The 13457-nt window shown below is 59.6% G+C and carries 16 protein-coding genes; 12 read left to right on the top strand and 4 right to left on the bottom strand.

Translation table 11 applies throughout. The features are described 5' to 3' along the window. Positions 1–69: 69 nt before the first annotated feature. The 8 genes from HWX53_RS00270 (at position 70) to HWX53_RS00230 (ending at position 8963) form a co-directional block, all read left to right on the top strand. Positions 70–1074, top strand: a complete 1005-nt coding sequence (locus tag HWX53_RS00270) for a transporter substrate-binding domain-containing protein (protein ID WP_175938357.1) — start codon at positions 70–72, stop codon at positions 1072–1074. A gap of 62 nt (positions 1075–1136) precedes the next feature. Further along, positions 1137–1604 carry a cobalamin-dependent protein gene (locus tag HWX53_RS00265; protein WP_175938355.1) on the top strand — a complete coding sequence of 156 codons (468 nt, stop codon included), beginning with the start codon at positions 1137–1139 and terminating at the stop codon, positions 1602–1604. Positions 1605–1654: 50 nt separating this feature from the next. Further along, complete coding sequence (locus HWX53_RS00260) at positions 1655–2719, top strand: aspartate-semialdehyde dehydrogenase (RefSeq protein WP_206467185.1); 1065 nt, start codon at positions 1655–1657, stop codon at positions 2717–2719. 20 nt (positions 2720–2739) lie between these two features. Then, positions 2740–3924: an aspartate kinase gene (locus tag HWX53_RS00255; RefSeq protein ID WP_175938351.1), complete on the top strand. Its 1185-nt coding sequence runs from the start codon at positions 2740–2742 to the stop codon at positions 3922–3924. Between the two features lie 387 nt (positions 3925–4311). Further along, positions 4312–5301 (top strand): hypothetical protein, encoded by a 990-nt coding sequence (locus HWX53_RS00245; protein WP_208454771.1) that lies wholly within the window; start codon positions 4312–4314, stop codon positions 5299–5301. Between the two features lie 35 nt (positions 5302–5336). Then, positions 5337–6329 carry a TauD/TfdA family dioxygenase gene (locus tag HWX53_RS00240; RefSeq protein WP_175938349.1) on the top strand — a complete coding sequence of 331 codons (993 nt, stop codon included), beginning with the start codon at positions 5337–5339 and terminating at the stop codon, positions 6327–6329. A gap of 38 nt (positions 6330–6367) precedes the next feature. After that, positions 6368–7639, top strand: coding sequence for an ATP-grasp domain-containing protein (locus tag HWX53_RS00235; protein ID WP_175938346.1), 1272 nt, complete (start codon positions 6368–6370; stop codon positions 7637–7639). Positions 7640–7736: 97 nt separating this feature from the next. Continuing rightward, on the top strand, positions 7737–8963 hold the full coding sequence (locus tag HWX53_RS00230; protein ID WP_175938345.1) for an MFS transporter: 1227 nt from the start codon (positions 7737–7739) through the stop codon (positions 8961–8963). A gap of 83 nt (positions 8964–9046) precedes the next feature. Here the strand turns inward: HWX53_RS00230 and HWX53_RS00225 are convergent, their stop codons facing one another. The 3 genes from HWX53_RS00225 to HWX53_RS00215 form a co-directional block, all read right to left on the bottom strand. Next, positions 9047–9874 carry a DUF72 domain-containing protein gene (locus HWX53_RS00225; RefSeq protein WP_175938343.1) on the bottom strand — a complete coding sequence of 276 codons (828 nt, stop codon included), beginning with the start codon at positions 9872–9874 and terminating at the stop codon, positions 9047–9049. A gap of 104 nt (positions 9875–9978) precedes the next feature. Continuing rightward, complete coding sequence (locus HWX53_RS00220; protein ID WP_175938341.1) at positions 9979–10245, bottom strand: cupin domain-containing protein; 267 nt, start codon at positions 10243–10245, stop codon at positions 9979–9981. A gap of 91 nt (positions 10246–10336) precedes the next feature. Then, complete coding sequence (locus tag HWX53_RS00215; RefSeq protein ID WP_175938338.1) at positions 10337–10618, bottom strand: hypothetical protein; 282 nt, start codon at positions 10616–10618, stop codon at positions 10337–10339. A gap of 298 nt (positions 10619–10916) precedes the next feature. Here HWX53_RS00215 and arsC point away from each other — a divergent pair, with 298 nt between their 5' ends. The 3 genes from arsC to HWX53_RS00200 all read left to right on the top strand — a co-directional run bounded on the left by arsC (position 10917) and on the right by HWX53_RS00200 (position 12320). Continuing rightward, on the top strand, positions 10917–11339 hold the full coding sequence (arsC, locus tag HWX53_RS00210; RefSeq protein WP_175938337.1) for an arsenate reductase (glutaredoxin): 423 nt from the start codon (positions 10917–10919) through the stop codon (positions 11337–11339). 116 nt (positions 11340–11455) lie between these two features. Continuing rightward, positions 11456–11770 carry a hypothetical protein gene (locus tag HWX53_RS00205; RefSeq protein ID WP_175938335.1) on the top strand — a complete coding sequence of 105 codons (315 nt, stop codon included), beginning with the start codon at positions 11456–11458 and terminating at the stop codon, positions 11768–11770. A 151-nt stretch (positions 11771–11921) separates the two neighbouring features. Then, complete coding sequence (locus HWX53_RS00200) at positions 11922–12320, top strand: RidA family protein (protein ID WP_175938333.1); 399 nt, start codon at positions 11922–11924, stop codon at positions 12318–12320. Positions 12321–12328: 8 nt separating this feature from the next. Here HWX53_RS00200 and HWX53_RS00195 read toward each other — a convergent pair whose 3' ends face one another. Continuing rightward, positions 12329–12928: an alpha-ketoglutarate-dependent dioxygenase AlkB gene (locus HWX53_RS00195; RefSeq protein ID WP_175938331.1), complete on the bottom strand. Its 600-nt coding sequence runs from the start codon at positions 12926–12928 to the stop codon at positions 12329–12331. Between the two features lie 132 nt (positions 12929–13060). On the opposite strand from HWX53_RS00195, the gene HWX53_RS00190 reads away from it, so the two are divergent. Continuing rightward, a complete protein-coding gene (locus HWX53_RS00190) occupies positions 13061–13453 on the top strand; it encodes a response regulator (protein ID WP_175938329.1) in 393 nt (130 codons plus the stop codon). Positions 13454–13457 lie beyond the last annotated feature (4 nt).

The raw sequence follows: 13457 nt of genomic DNA, 5'->3' as shown, positions 1-13457 counted from the left end.
AAACTAAATTCTCAGCAGACTTCGACGCTCCCATAATCGTGCATATCGGCAGTCGACTGCGAGGCACGAATGAACGAATGGGCGTTTATCAAAGAAGGGTCGCTAATACGCGAGGTACAGAGACGCGGTCACTTGTTAGCGGGGGTTAGCAAGGGGATCGTTGGCCTTTCTTATTGCGACGATTCGAATCCGTCGTCGGCGCATTGGCGTGGCTTCGATGTCGACCTCGCCCGTGCTGTCGCTGCCGCAGTCCTTGGAGACGCGACGGCCATCCAGTTCCAGCCAATTACTCCGGATCAGCGGTGCGTCGCGGTGGAGACGGGGCGGGTGGATATTGGAACATTCAACGCCAGTGCGACGTTAGGCCGAGAGTTGCGCTATGGGGTCGTCTTTCCACAAGCCATGTTGTACGACGGCGAAGCGCTTATGGTTAAGGCGTCAGACATGGTTGACGTTGCTCCCACCGTGGGTGTCGCTGCGCTGCGCAGGCGCGTCGTTGCGGTGCAACGCGGAGCCACGACGGAAGTAAATCTTGAACGCTACTTTGGCGCGCGTGGGCTCGCATACACGATGCGGCCTTACGCGACGCCAGCTGAGGCGCTCCGGGCGTATGCCGAGGGCGAGTGTACGGTGTACGCACTCGACCGCATTCCATTGACGGGGGAGCGCCTGCGTCTTCCCAACCCGCGCGGTCATATCATCCTCGATCACCAGATCTCCAAGGAAGCGATGGGCCCGGTGGTTCGCTACGGCGATCCGGCGTGGCAGCGCGCCGTCACATGGATCATGCGTGTCCTAATCGAAGCCGAGGAACTCGGAATCGATAGCCGGAACTGCAATCAACTTGCGGCTAGCGGGCCGGCTTACATTCGTGATTTTCTACATCCCCTCAGGGAAACGTCTCAGGCGCTCGGACTGCAAGACAGCTTTCCGTTGCGCATCGTCCAGCAGGTCGGGAACTACGCCGAGATTTTCGCGCGCAACCTCGGCGATAGGTCTGCCCTGAACCTGCCCAGGCATATGAACGATCTATGGTCGCGAGGCGGGCTGCTAATGTCGCCAGACTTTCACTAGCGGCAGGATCAAGGCCGCGATGGCGGTGTGGCTAACTTGAGGCAAAAAGCAACGAGACGAACATGACGACAGTCCAGAGAGCAGACCAGCCTGTTGACGACCGTTCTAGCGTGTCGCCAAACCGAGGAACTATCGTGCTTGGAGTCGCCGCCAGCGATCCGCATGTGGTCGCCAATCATCTGATTGCGATGTATCTCCGTCGTCAACGATTCAAGGTGATTAATCTCGGTGCATGTACTCCGACCGAGGAGTTCATGAAAGTGGCGAGCGAGGTCGATGACCTGGTTGCCATTTTGATCGGCAGTCTGAATGGCCATGCCAGGGCAGATCTCGCCGACTTGCCTGAATGGCGCGCTCGCTACAACGTCTCAGCGCCGGTCATGGTCGGCGGGAATTTGTCCGTTGGTGCGATCAAGAATGACCGAGTTATCGATGACTTGCATGCGCTTGGAGTTGACATGGTGCTTCGCCATCCGAGAGACGTCATGCATGTTCTATCTGATCGGACGCCCGCGCAACTGTCGCGGTAGATCAAGGTGCAAGCATAGTAGGCGAATAAAAATATGAAAGGAGATTGAGTGTGAGATATTCCCCCGTCAGGATCGCTATCGCTGGCGCGACAGGCGCCGTAGGAAAGGAATTGTTGCGCCTCATGGAGGAGCGCAATGTCGATGCGGAGCTGGCAGGCGTCGCGGCGTCGAGCCGATCAGCCGGGCAAGAAGTGCGTTGCCGCGGTGAGAGCCTACGTGTCGCTGATCTAGAGCACTTCGATTTCAGCAAGGTCGACCTCGCCTTCTTCTCGGCGGGCTCCGCTGTAAGCCGAGTCCATGCACGGCGCGCGGCCGCGCAGGGCGCGTTAGTCATCGACAACACCAACGCCTTTCGCATGGACGACGACACGCCGCTCGTGGTGCCACAAGTCAACGCCCGGCGCTTAGCGACGCGTCCGCAATCGAACATCATCGCGAATCCGAACTGTTCCACGATACCGGTTGTGCGTTTGCTGGATCCGGTTCACAAGGTGAATCCTGTGCTCAAGGTCATCGCGTCGACCTATCAAGCTGCTTCAGGTGCGGGACTCACGGGACTTGACGAACTCGACGAATCCATCAAGGAGGTTCTGGACGACTCACCGGGGCAACCAGTGCACCGGCGCTTCGTCGCTCCGCTGGGTTTCAACGTAGTTCCGTCCATTGATGTTCTGGAGGAGGACGGGTTCACGTTGGAGGAACGCAAAATGGTGCAGGAAACACGCAAGATCCTCGATGCGCCGGCAATCCATCTGAGCGCAACCTGCGTACGTGTGCCTGTGCGCAATTGCCACAGCGCAGCGGTCTACGTCGAATGCGGCGGGCCGCTTGATTTGGCGGACTTGAAGAGACTCTGGCGTGACGCTCCCGAGATTCAAGTGTACGACGGCGTTGACGCGGCTGACTTCCCCTCACCGCGCGTGATCGGCTCGTCTGATCTTGTGCATGTTGGTCGGATTCGTCGCGATCCGGAAAATCCGAACGCCTTCTGGTTTTGGGTCGTCTCCGACAATATTCGTATCGGCGCAGCGCTCAACGCTGTGCAAATCGCCGAAACGCTGATTAGTCAGCAGCGGTTCGACATCCGTAATCCCAGCCGCCTCATCAGCGTTTGAGTCACCGAATCGATCTCGGCATGAGGAACAATCATCTTTTCCGCGTTATGAAGTTTGGCGGCTCGTCGTTCGCTGATGAAGGGCGCATGCGTTCCGTCTGTCAGTGGGTTAATCGCGAACTCGCTCATAGGGGTCCCGCGCATAGGATCGTATGCGTGGTGAGCGCGCCAACCGGGCTGACCGAGCAGTATCGAGACACCCTGCTTGGCCTCAATGCAGCTACGCCCGATCGCTTGATCGACGCAGGGCTTCCCCTTGCGGATAGCATTGGTGCCGTTCTTTTCGCCGCTGCCCTGCACGCTTCGGGTCTCAGGGCAACGGTCTTGCTTGGCAGTCAGATCGGATTACGGACAGATTTGAACTACACGCGCGCTCGCCTGCTCTCGGTCGATGTCCGGCGTCTGGCTGATTCGTTCCAAACGCACGACGTCATCGTAATTCCGGGAGGCCAGGCGTCTGCTCAGGAGACCGGTGAGACGACCTGGATGGGAAAGAACAGTTCCGATTTGTCGGCTATAGCACTCGCCGCCGCTTTCGGTTGCGAGGAAGTTGAGATCTGCTCTGATGTTCCCGGCGTCTATAGTTGCGACCCCAATCTCGTAGCAGATGCGCATCTATTGCCAACACTGTCTTATCGACAAGCGAAGACGATGTCACTCTGCGGAGCCAAGGTGCTGCATCACCGAGGCGTGGAATATGCCGATGAACATGGCATTCGCATCGTCTGCCGAGCGAATCATGGCGACTTTGGCGTTGGCACAGTCATCGATGCACACTCGCCGTTCATACCTGCGGTCATTCCCGATACACGCTCTCGCGCCTTCGCTGGCGCACACGATGAGCGGAAAAGAGGCGCTGCCGCTCTTGTGCAAGCTGACGTACCGCATCTCAGTCTGGAGGGTGCCGACGGTGACGGCAAACTCGTCGTGACATGTGGGTTCTTCGACTCGCAGCGATTTCTTATTGAAGACCTTGGTCTGGCACTGAAACCGGACGATGCTCGGCTTCTCACCATCGCAATGGCTGACGGAAGCGTTTCGCACGAATTAGTCGCGTCGCACGTATTGGCTGGTCGCACTCTCGCACAGCACATGCGCCACTGCTCGCAGGAGACCGGCAACAGTTTGTTGGCTTCCAGCCGAGCTGTACCGTTCGACAGAAGACTTGCAGTGTGGGGGCAGACGGAGCACGAGCGTCATGTTTGACCAACATCTTCAATACGCAACGCACTTGCAGCTTGAGACGCCCGATGCGGATGAGGTCATCGATTACCTGCACCGCCTGCCCAAGCAAACTGTTCACGCCCGGCTGCTGGAAGCGCGTCGCCATAACCGCATGTTGGTTCAACCCCGATGTGGAGTTGGAAGTCACGAAGGTATGCGTGGTTTGATCGGGGGGGCTCGAGGCTATTGCTGCGCCGGATATCGCGACGATCACCATCGATGCGCACACTCGGCTCAAGCGATTCGAAATCGCCGCTCGTCTAGCCCGTGAAGAGCCACAAGAATTGAACGGCTATCCGCTGGTCGCACATGGATGGCGCCTTGGCAGGGAGCTTAACGAACTCGTCATTGCTCCCGTGCAAGTCCGTCATGGCTCCCCGGATCCCCGGTTGCTATTTGAGGTCGCCGTGGCCAGGTTTCAGCGCGTTCGAGGGCGGAGGTATCGGGTACAACATTCCGTATTGCAAAGACGTGCCGTTGCGCGATTCGCTCAATTGGTGGGCCGATGTAGATGCGAAGTGCGGTGAGCTCGCACGCCAGGGCGTGATAGTGGACCGGGAGTTCTTCGGCACCTTGACGGCAGTCTTGATGCCACCGTCCATTCAATTGGCCATGGCTTTCCTGGAGGCGACCATGGCGCACACAGCGGGCGTTCGTTGTCTCTCCATTGCTGTGTGCCAAACCGGTCACATCGTTCAGGACATCGCGATGTTGCGCGCAATCCCCCGCCTAGCCGCAACGTTATTGCCCGACTGCGTGGACTACGTGTTTCCGGTGTTTCATCAATTCATGGGTGCGTTCCCTCACGAGAGGCACGATTGCGATGCGCTCATTCTCCGAGGCGCGATGGTTGCCAAGGCGGGTGGCGCCATCAAGACAATCAACAAGACTTATCAGGAGTCGGCAGGTGTGCCTTCGCTCGAGGCTAACGTGAGCGGAGTGCTGATGAGCAAGGCAGCGAATAGTTGGATTCTTGACTTGGTCGATACTTGCAGGGATTCTGTCGAGGAAGAATTGGCTTGGATACTCGATGAAGTCACTGCGCTGCTTTCGCCAGTGCTCGAGGCAGACGATTTGATTACGTCAATCGTTGACGCCTTTCAAAACGGTCGGCTGGATGTACCGTTCAGTGCTAGTCGACACGCGCTTGCGCAAGTCGTACCCATGCGCGCACCCGACGGCGCGATCCGTTTGTTCGATTTTGGAAAGTTGCCTATTCCGTCGCATTTGAAGCGGCGTCATCGCAATGCGCTAGACCATGTGAACGACGACGACATTTTCCACAAACTTGAAGCCGACATCATGTGGTTCTGCCGCCATCAGAACCACGAGCTAATCACCCCTGCGGGCGTCGCCTGACTTCATATTTTCCCTTATTGCCTGGAGCATTGCCTTTGAAGACACATCGCCTGACAGAAGCGCAAAAAGCGGCGCTTACCTCTGCGTATGCATCGATTGCATTACCTCACGAAAACTATCCCAAAGCGCTCGCTAGTCTATATCGGGTATTTGCCGGATTATCCGACGATCTGATAGAAGACATTTTCCGATTTGCGCGCGATCCGTCGAGTCCCGGTGTCATGCTGATCGACGGACTTCCTATTGACGAATCCCTGCCTGCCACCCCGGTCAGGGGACAGCCCGGGAGTACGCTCGCGGACACCTCCGAAAAGTCTTTGCTAGGACTGGCCCAACTGATCGGAGTTCCGGTCGGTTATATGTCGGAGAAGTCTGGACAGATTGTTCACCATGTCGTTCCGATGCCAGGTGGTGAGTACACGCAATCCAATCGCAGTTCGAAGATCTTCCTGAATTTCCATAACGACTCAATGTTCGACGAGTCGATGGTGTTCAATTCGCATAATCCGGACTTTCTATTGCTGCTTTGTCTGCGCGCGGATAAGGCCGGCACTGCGCGAACGCTATATGCGGATGCACGAGACGTGACGACCCTTCTGGACGCGCAGGCGCACGCGATCTTGCGTCAACCGCGTTTTCGGATGGCGGCGCCCAGCAACTACACGTTGTTGATCCGCGGTGCGGCTGACGGCGAAAAGGTCTGGTCGGCACCCGTCCCGGTCCTATCGGGGCCGCATACTCACCCGGAAATCTTCATCGCCGCTAATGGAGTTCAGCCCCTCGATGCAGAAGCGGAGCGTGCCTTGAAAAAGCTGCTCGACGCCTGTCAGCGAATCGGTGAAAGCAACGGCATTGGACTCAAGCCAGGACAAGCGCTGTTGATCAATAACCGAAAAGGCGTGCACGCGCGAAGCGCTTTTTCGGCGTCATACGACGGTTCGGATCGGTGGCTCCTGCGGGCAAACATACGTAACAACCTGTGGGATATACGCGATCGTGCCACCGAAAACAGCTTGGTATTCGCGTGATCTGGGCCACGGCGAAGCAGTTTGAGAGGAGTAAATCAATGAGTGAACAACACGAACCCTATATTTTGATTCTTGGCGGCGAGTTCCCACTCCGAGAAAGAGTGCTAGCTGGAGCGCTGCGCGCAGGCAACGGATTTCGTGTCTTTACCTTGGCCAAGGCGCGCACTTCCAACACCATCAAGTTTTTTGACGGATTCATTGCTGGCGATGTGTCCGATCCCGAAGGCGTGCTTTCGGCAGTGCTGCTGTTCGAAAGAGAGCACGGGGCTCGCCCGGCAGCTGTCATTCCGATGAACGATTTCACGGTGCGTAGTGCCCTTGAGGTTTCGCGCCATTACGGACTCAACTACAACTCAGCCGAAACCGTAAATAGATGCCGCGATAAGTACCTCATGAAACAGGTGCTGGCCGGAGCTGGCTTGCCGGTGCCGCGTTTCGGCGCGTTCAGGACGCTCGACGAGTTGAAGGAGCTGGCGCGTGAGTTCGGTATGCCTGTGGTCATCAAGCCTCGCGAGCTCGCGGGAAGTGTCGGCGTGATAAAGGTGACGAGCTTCGATGCACTCGCATCTGCGTTTGAGCAGTGCGTAGCAGATGTCAAGGCGCTCAACGGAGCCTACATGACGCCCGAAGACGTCTTCGTGGTCGAGGAATATATCTCTTCCCGTAATGAGGTGAGCGTCGAAGTATTCAACCAGGGCGACGTGCATCGCGTGATCGCGGTGACGGACAAATATCTCGGGCCGGAGCCTTATTTTGTCGAGACCGGCCACTCCGTGCCGTCCGTCCATAGCGACAACGAGAAACTTCGCGATGTGGCGGAACGCGCGTGCGAGGCGCTTGGTATTCGCTACGGCATTGCGCACTTCGAGGCGCGCATCACCGAGGCCGGCGAGGTGCGAATCATCGAAGTTGGGGCGCGCACAGGCGGCGATGCGATCATGGATCTGGTTGAGCGTAGTTATGGAATCAATCCGTATCAATTACACGTGGCCTCATACCTTGGAATACCGGTGAATCTGCCGGAAAAACTGCCGTCGCGTGGGCTTGCCGCAATTTCGTTCCTCAAAGCCCAAGAAGGCGTGATCGCGCACGTGAAGAGTCCAAAGGAACTCCCGGAGATAGTCGTCAACATGCAAATCACCGCAAAGCCTCTGGATGTTTCAGAGAAGCCGCTATCGTGGCGAGCCCGCGAGGGGTCGGTCGAGTTCTTCTGGAAGGGAAGGGAGCCAGAGCAGAGGTTCTCTGACCACCTGCGATTCGCCCAGCGACTTTCTCAAGAGATTTTCTCTGTCAGGCAGCCCGGCGGGTAGGACAAGCGAATCAGGGTCTCGCGCTCACTCGCGAGACCTGCGATTTTCGAAAAACGGAATCTTCCCCGAAATCACTTACGGATAAACCACTGGTGCCATGCCGCATGCCACTCTCCGATTGAAGCGCTTCGTCGCCGCACGATTCTTGAGTGCCCTCGCTGATCAGTTTCTCTTGTTCGCGGTACCGCTGACGATTTTCAAGAGCACGGGCGATCTCAAGTATTCCGGGCTTGCATTCGTGATTGAATGGGTTCCAAGAATCATCTTCTTCCCGCTGGCCGGATTCGTCGCTGACCGATTGAAGCCGAGCCATCTCTTCTCCGGCATCGAATTCGGACGTGCGTTCGTCCTAGCGGTGGCGCTTGCGCTGATTGCAAGCGGCGTGAGCAAGTTCGCCGTTCTTTCGGTCATGATGGCGATTCTTTCTATCGCCTATATTCTTTCGTTCGTCGGCTCGGAAGCTATGCTTCCACGCAATCTCGATGCTTCGGAATTGCCCAAGGCGCATTCTATGCTCCAGGCAGTCGAGCAGATTACGCAAGTGGCCGGACCAGCGCTTGCTGCACTCATTTCCGTTTGGGACGGATTGAATCCGCTTCTCCTTATCGGCGCGGCGATGTTCGGCGGTGCATCGCTAATTCTATTCGGCTTCGAAACTCAATCCCTTCCGACTACGCAATCCTTCTCTTTGCGGGCCTTACGACATTCAAACCGGCAAGCCTTCGGCGTTCTGATGCAGAACAAGGTGCTGTTCTATCTCTCTGCATTGACATGGGTGGTCAATCTTGTCTACGGTGCAGCCTTGGTTGTGAGTGCCGCGGTTGTCGTGAAGGTCTTAGGGCTTCCGGAAAGCAGCTTCGGCATGCTCCAGACGGCGGCGGCGGTTGCATCGATCGGTGCGTGCGCAGTCGTGCCGCGAATTGCCCGAAAGTTCGGTTTACCCGTGCTCGGAATCACGTCGTTCTGTGCGATGATCTTCGCCGGTCTAGTGCTCGCGTTGTCCAAGGAGTATGTGGTTTACCTTGTTGGATACAGCGCATTGATGGCTTGCGATGGAGCTTTCAGCATATACATTCGTACGGTGCGCAGTCAGCTCATTCCAAAAGAGCACCTAGGAATCACGACCGGTCTTATCGGTCTAATGAATATGTGTTCCATCCCATTGAGCGCGGCGCTCGTCACAGCGTTATCGGCACACTTCTCGCCATCCGGGATTTTTGGAATCATTTTCGCGGTTGCCGCGACGCTTGGAATCGTATTGGTCGTCCTTGGTCGGACGGTGTTTGGTTACGACACGCTGCTTCCACCTGTTGAGGTCAATTGATGGATGCGCTCGTACAATGTCTCTGCCGCAATCAGAGTAGATGCATCTTCGCAATCTGTCGACAAACAGTAAGTATGAATTCGCTAGCGCTCAGGCTTGAGCCGATCACATAGCGCCATCGCGGCGGCAGGATTAGCGGCCTTGTGTCCGCTGATGACGTAGAGATAAACATCGCGCGCCGACGCCTTCGACGGCGCCTTGCCGACCATCTGCAAATCCTCCGGCGCGCCGCCCGCCGCCCATTCCGTCGCGCGCGCGGCCCAGCGATCGAGCGCCGCCTTCGAATAGCCGAGCTTCTGCTTTTCGGTCGTGCCCATGATGCGCGCATAGACGAACGGCGCGGTGATATCCGCGATCTGCGGATACGTCGAATCGCCCGCCACGACCACCGCGATACCGTACTTCTTGAGCAGCGCGACGAACGCGGCATCGGCGAAACTCTCGTGCCGCACTTCCACGGCATGACGAATCGCGCGGCCTTCGACGGTGGCGGGCAGCAGCTTCAGAAAGCGCTCGAAGTCCTCGGGATCGAAGTGCTTCGTCGGCGCAAACTGCCAGTTGATCGCCCCGAGCTTGTCCTGCAATTCGAGCACGCCGCTCGCAAAGAACCGTTCGATGGAATCGCCCGCTTCGGCCAACACCCGGCGATTCGTGGCATAGCGCGGCGCCTTCAGCGAGAACACGAAGTCGTCGGGTGTTTCGTCGCGCCACTTGGCGAACGTGTCGGGCTTCTGCAAACGGTAGAACGTGCCGTTGATCTCGATGCTCGTGAGCGCGCGGCTCGCGTACTCGAGCTCGCGCTTATGCGTGAGACCTTCGGGATAGAACGTGCCGCGCCACGGCTCGAAATCCCATCCGCCGATACCGACACGAATGCGTGCCGCGTTCTCCGTCTTCTTCTTCGCCGCCATCGGGCCTCTCCGGTCTCATGCAAGATCGCTGGATGACACGAGTGTAGCGAACCCTCGGCGAACCGGCATCGAAGCGGCACGAGCGTGCGCCGCGCGGCTTGGCGCTATTTGCGACCGACGAGATAACTCACGCCTTGCGGCCCGTATTGTTCGGAATGCTCGACGTTGGCTTGAAGATGAAAGACATCGCCCGCGCGATACAGCCGCGCCTCGCCGCCGACGCGCAAGGTGATTTCGCCTTCGACGATGAGCGCCTTCGCTTCGAACGGATGTGCGTGAAGGTCGAGCGAGACGTCCGGTTCGCGCGTGACCGTCACGACTTCGTGAAAGCCTTCGGCGGAAAGCTGAGCGAGGAACGTGTCGCGATGCATGAGGTGGCCTTGGGAGGGAGAGTGAAAAGGGGCGCGTCCGCGCGGACGGAAAGACGCGCCCTCGATGCAGCGATGCGAACGCAAGTGTTTATCAGTTGCCAAAGAAGATGTCGCACTGCGGGCCGCGCACGCACGGCTTCGAGATCGGGTCGCGGCGCATGGCGGCCGAGCCCATATCGCTGCGCGTGGAGGAAACGCCGCCGTAGGACATGTCGCCGGTCTGGCTCTGGGTGTCGGCGGACTGCGTCCACGTGTCGGGCGTGGCCTGGCCCGGCACCTGTGCGGTCCGATAGTAGCTCTGCTGCGCCGAGGCGACGCCTGCCGCAGCAAGCAACGAGGCGGCGACGGCCGCCATGACGAGACGTGATTTCATGTTGTGCTCCTTGATAGTGACGCGCTGGCGCGCGGGCCGCGCATCGGTATCGCGCGGTGCCGGCGCTGACGCAATGACTCGCGGCACGGTGTCATGTCGCTGCATCGCGTTCAGCAACCTGCGCGCCGCACGCAATTCAAGTTATAGGCCGCGTTTCTGCAATGAACAGCAGATTCGCTTATACGCTCGCGATCCGGTCGGCGACATGACACGACGCAGGCGCGCGCGACATGCGCCGTGTACGCACCGCGCCGCGCGGCCCTAGAATGCGAGCATCCACAGTCACACGGAGCGCGCCATGACCGTCACCATCTATCACAACCCGAAGTGCGGCACCTCGCGCAATACGCTTGCGCTGATCCGCAACGCGGGCATAGAGCCGAACGTCGTCGAATATCTGACGGCGCCGCCGAGCCGCGAGACGCTCGTCGCGCTGATCGCCCGTTCAGGCCTCAGCGTGCGCGAAGCGTTGCGGGAAAAGGGCACGCCGTACGCCGAACTCGGACTCGACGATCCATTGCTGAGCGACGACCAACTCATCGACGCGATGCTCGCGCATCCCATTCTCATCAACCGGCCGTTCGTCGATACACCGCTCGGCGCTCGGCTGTGCCGTCCGTCGGAACTGGTGATCGACCTGCTGCCGTCGCCGCAGAAGGGACCCTTCGCGAAGGAAGACGGCGAAGTGATCATCGATGAGACCGGCAAGCGCGTGCGCTAGCGCTCCATGCCGTTACGTCGCGTTACCTTTCTGGCATCGCTGTTGCACCTGTGTCAGGCGTCGCTCTCTAGACTGCATCTGACTCACACGGCACTCGGTGCAGGGAGGAAAGCGAAATGAACAAGAAACTTCTTGGTACGGTTATCGGGCTCGCAGGCATGGCGGCGCTGGCTGCATCCGCATCGGCGTCCGCGCATGTCGATGTCGCAGTGGGAATCGGCGTGCCGGCCTATGGGGTGCCTTACTACGCGCCGGCGCAGCCGGTGTACGTGCAGCCGGCTGTGCCCGTTGCCTATGGATACGGCTACGGCTATGGCAATAGCGGCGACCGCTGGCGCGAGCGCGAATGGCGTGAGCGGCGCGAATGGCGCGAGCACGAATGGCGGCGCGAGCGGCGCGAAGAGCGTTGGCACGATCGCCACGGCTGGTAATGCAAGACGCTACGGGAAGACGCGGCGAGCCGAAGGGTTTTCGCCGCGTTTTTTTTTGCGGCGCGTCGGCAATCCTTCGAGCCAATCCTTCGGGTAAGCCGCGCCAATTTTGACGCGCTAACGTAGCGGACCCTGCACTCGATACCACGCCATGAGCCATCCACCCAAATTCTCGATGATCGACGGCGCGCCGACGCCCGTCGGCCCGTTCTCGCACGCGGCCGAAGCCGACGGCTGGGTGTTTCTCACCGGCCAGATGCCGACCGATCCCGACGACGACAGCGCGCCGCTGCCCGAAGGCATCGCGGCACAAACGCGGCGCGTGATGAACAACCTGATTCTCGTCTTGACCGGCCTCGGCCTGACGCTCGATCACGTCGTGAGCGCGCGCATCTTCCTGACGGAATTCAAGCGCGACTACGACGCGATGAACGCCGTCTACCGGTCGTATTTCCTCCCGAAGCCGTTGCCGGCGCGCACCTGCATCGGCGTGACGGGGCTCGCGCGCGATGCGCTCGTGGAGATCGACTTCATCGCGCGGCGGCCTTGATTCGACGGCTACTTGCGGGCTTTCGACGCGTCCACCCAGCGAAACGTGAGATTGATGCGCTCGCCGCGCGCGCCCGGCTCTTTCGGCACGCGATGCACCCATTCTTGCTGCGTGCGTCCGCGCATGACAAGCAGGCTGCCGTGCGTCAGCGAAAGCGCGTGCGTGGCGTGCGTGCGCGCGTGGCGGAATTCGAATGTGCGCGTCGCGCCCAGACTGACCGAAGCGATCACCGGCTCCGGGCCGAGCTCGCGTTCCTTGTCGGCGTGCCAGCCCATGCTGTCCTGTCCGCCGCGGTATCGGTTGATGAGTACGCTGTTGAAGCGGGCGCCGCACGTGGCCTGCGCGGCGTCGCGTAACTGCGCGACGGCGGGCGTCCACGGCTGCGGCACGTTGCGGATGCCCGAATAGACGTAGACCGCGTCGGGCTCGCCTTGCCACGCGGTGAGGCGCGGCAGCGGCACGCGGCCGCCCGGCGTGTTCATCGTGTCCTGCTGCCAGCGTACTTCGTCGATCAGCGCGGCCATCAGGTCGGAGCCGGCGTCCGCGTCGATCCAGTCCGGATGCCACGCGATATCGGGCTTGGGAATGTCGTCGAAGAGATCGAACATGGCAGTGCGGGTGCAGCCGAAAGAATCACGATAGCAGAGCCGTCGCGCGGCGGCATTGCGGTCTCCTCCTGTCCGACCGTGCGGCATGTGCTACAGTCGGCCGATCATCTCAATAAAGTGCGAAGACTGCGCATGACTTTCAACGCCGAAACGAATCACGGCGCGCTGGGCCGCCGTATCCTCCTCGTCGATGACAGCGCCGATGCGGCCTTCGCCCTGTCGATGCTGCTCGAGGCGCTCGGCCACGAAGTGCGCACCGAGTCCGACGGCGTGTGCGCGCTCGACTCCATCGACGACTTCCGGCCGGACGTCGTGGTGCTGGACATCGGCTTGCCGGGCATGAACGGGCTCGACGTGGCGCGCGAGATGCGCAAGCGCGATGCGACCCGCGACGCGCTTCTGCTCGCGCTCACCGGCTACGGCAGCGCGGAGGACCGGCAGACCGCGCTCGACGCGGGCTTCGATCATCATCTGACCAAGCCGGTTTCGATCAACGATCTCGAGGCGCTGATCACGCGCCCCTGAGTCG

It is taken from the genome of Caballeronia sp. BCC1704 (assembly GCF_902833455.1).
Lineage (GTDB): Bacteria > Pseudomonadota > Gammaproteobacteria > Burkholderiales > Burkholderiaceae > Caballeronia.
This window is presented reverse-complemented; position numbering and strand designations above follow the sequence as displayed.

Excerpts from the sequence above, each read along its gene's own strand:
- HWX53_RS00255 (WP_175938351.1), top strand. The coding sequence starts at position 2,740 with ATGAGGAACAATCATCTTTTCCGCGTTATGAAGTTTGGCGGCTCGTCG.
- HWX53_RS00200 (WP_175938333.1), top strand. The coding sequence starts at position 11,922 with ATGAGCCATCCACCCAAATTCTCGATGATCGACGGCGCGCCGACGCCC.
- HWX53_RS00195 (WP_175938331.1), bottom strand. The coding sequence starts at position 12,928 with ATGTTCGATCTCTTCGACGACATTCCCAAGCCCGATATCGCGTGGCAT.
- arsC (WP_175938337.1), top strand. The coding sequence starts at position 10,917 with ATGACCGTCACCATCTATCACAACCCGAAGTGCGGCACCTCGCGCAAT.
- HWX53_RS00245 (WP_208454771.1), top strand. The coding sequence starts at position 4,312 with ATGGCTCCCCGGATCCCCGGTTGCTATTTGAGGTCGCCGTGGCCAGGT.
- HWX53_RS00265 (WP_175938355.1), top strand. The coding sequence starts at position 1,137 with ATGACGACAGTCCAGAGAGCAGACCAGCCTGTTGACGACCGTTCTAGC.
- HWX53_RS00190 (WP_175938329.1), top strand. The coding sequence starts at position 13,061 with ATGACTTTCAACGCCGAAACGAATCACGGCGCGCTGGGCCGCCGTATC.
- HWX53_RS00235 (WP_175938346.1), top strand. The coding sequence starts at position 6,368 with ATGAGTGAACAACACGAACCCTATATTTTGATTCTTGGCGGCGAGTTC.
- HWX53_RS00230 (WP_175938345.1), top strand. The coding sequence starts at position 7,737 with ATGCCGCATGCCACTCTCCGATTGAAGCGCTTCGTCGCCGCACGATTC.
- HWX53_RS00205 (WP_175938335.1), top strand. The coding sequence starts at position 11,456 with ATGAACAAGAAACTTCTTGGTACGGTTATCGGGCTCGCAGGCATGGCG.
- HWX53_RS00220 (WP_175938341.1), bottom strand. The coding sequence starts at position 10,245 with ATGCATCGCGACACGTTCCTCGCTCAGCTTTCCGCCGAAGGCTTTCAC.
- HWX53_RS00215 (WP_175938338.1), bottom strand. The coding sequence starts at position 10,618 with ATGAAATCACGTCTCGTCATGGCGGCCGTCGCCGCCTCGTTGCTTGCT.
- HWX53_RS00225 (WP_175938343.1), bottom strand. The coding sequence starts at position 9,874 with ATGGCGGCGAAGAAGAAGACGGAGAACGCGGCACGCATTCGTGTCGGT.
- HWX53_RS00270 (WP_175938357.1), top strand. The coding sequence starts at position 70 with ATGAACGAATGGGCGTTTATCAAAGAAGGGTCGCTAATACGCGAGGTA.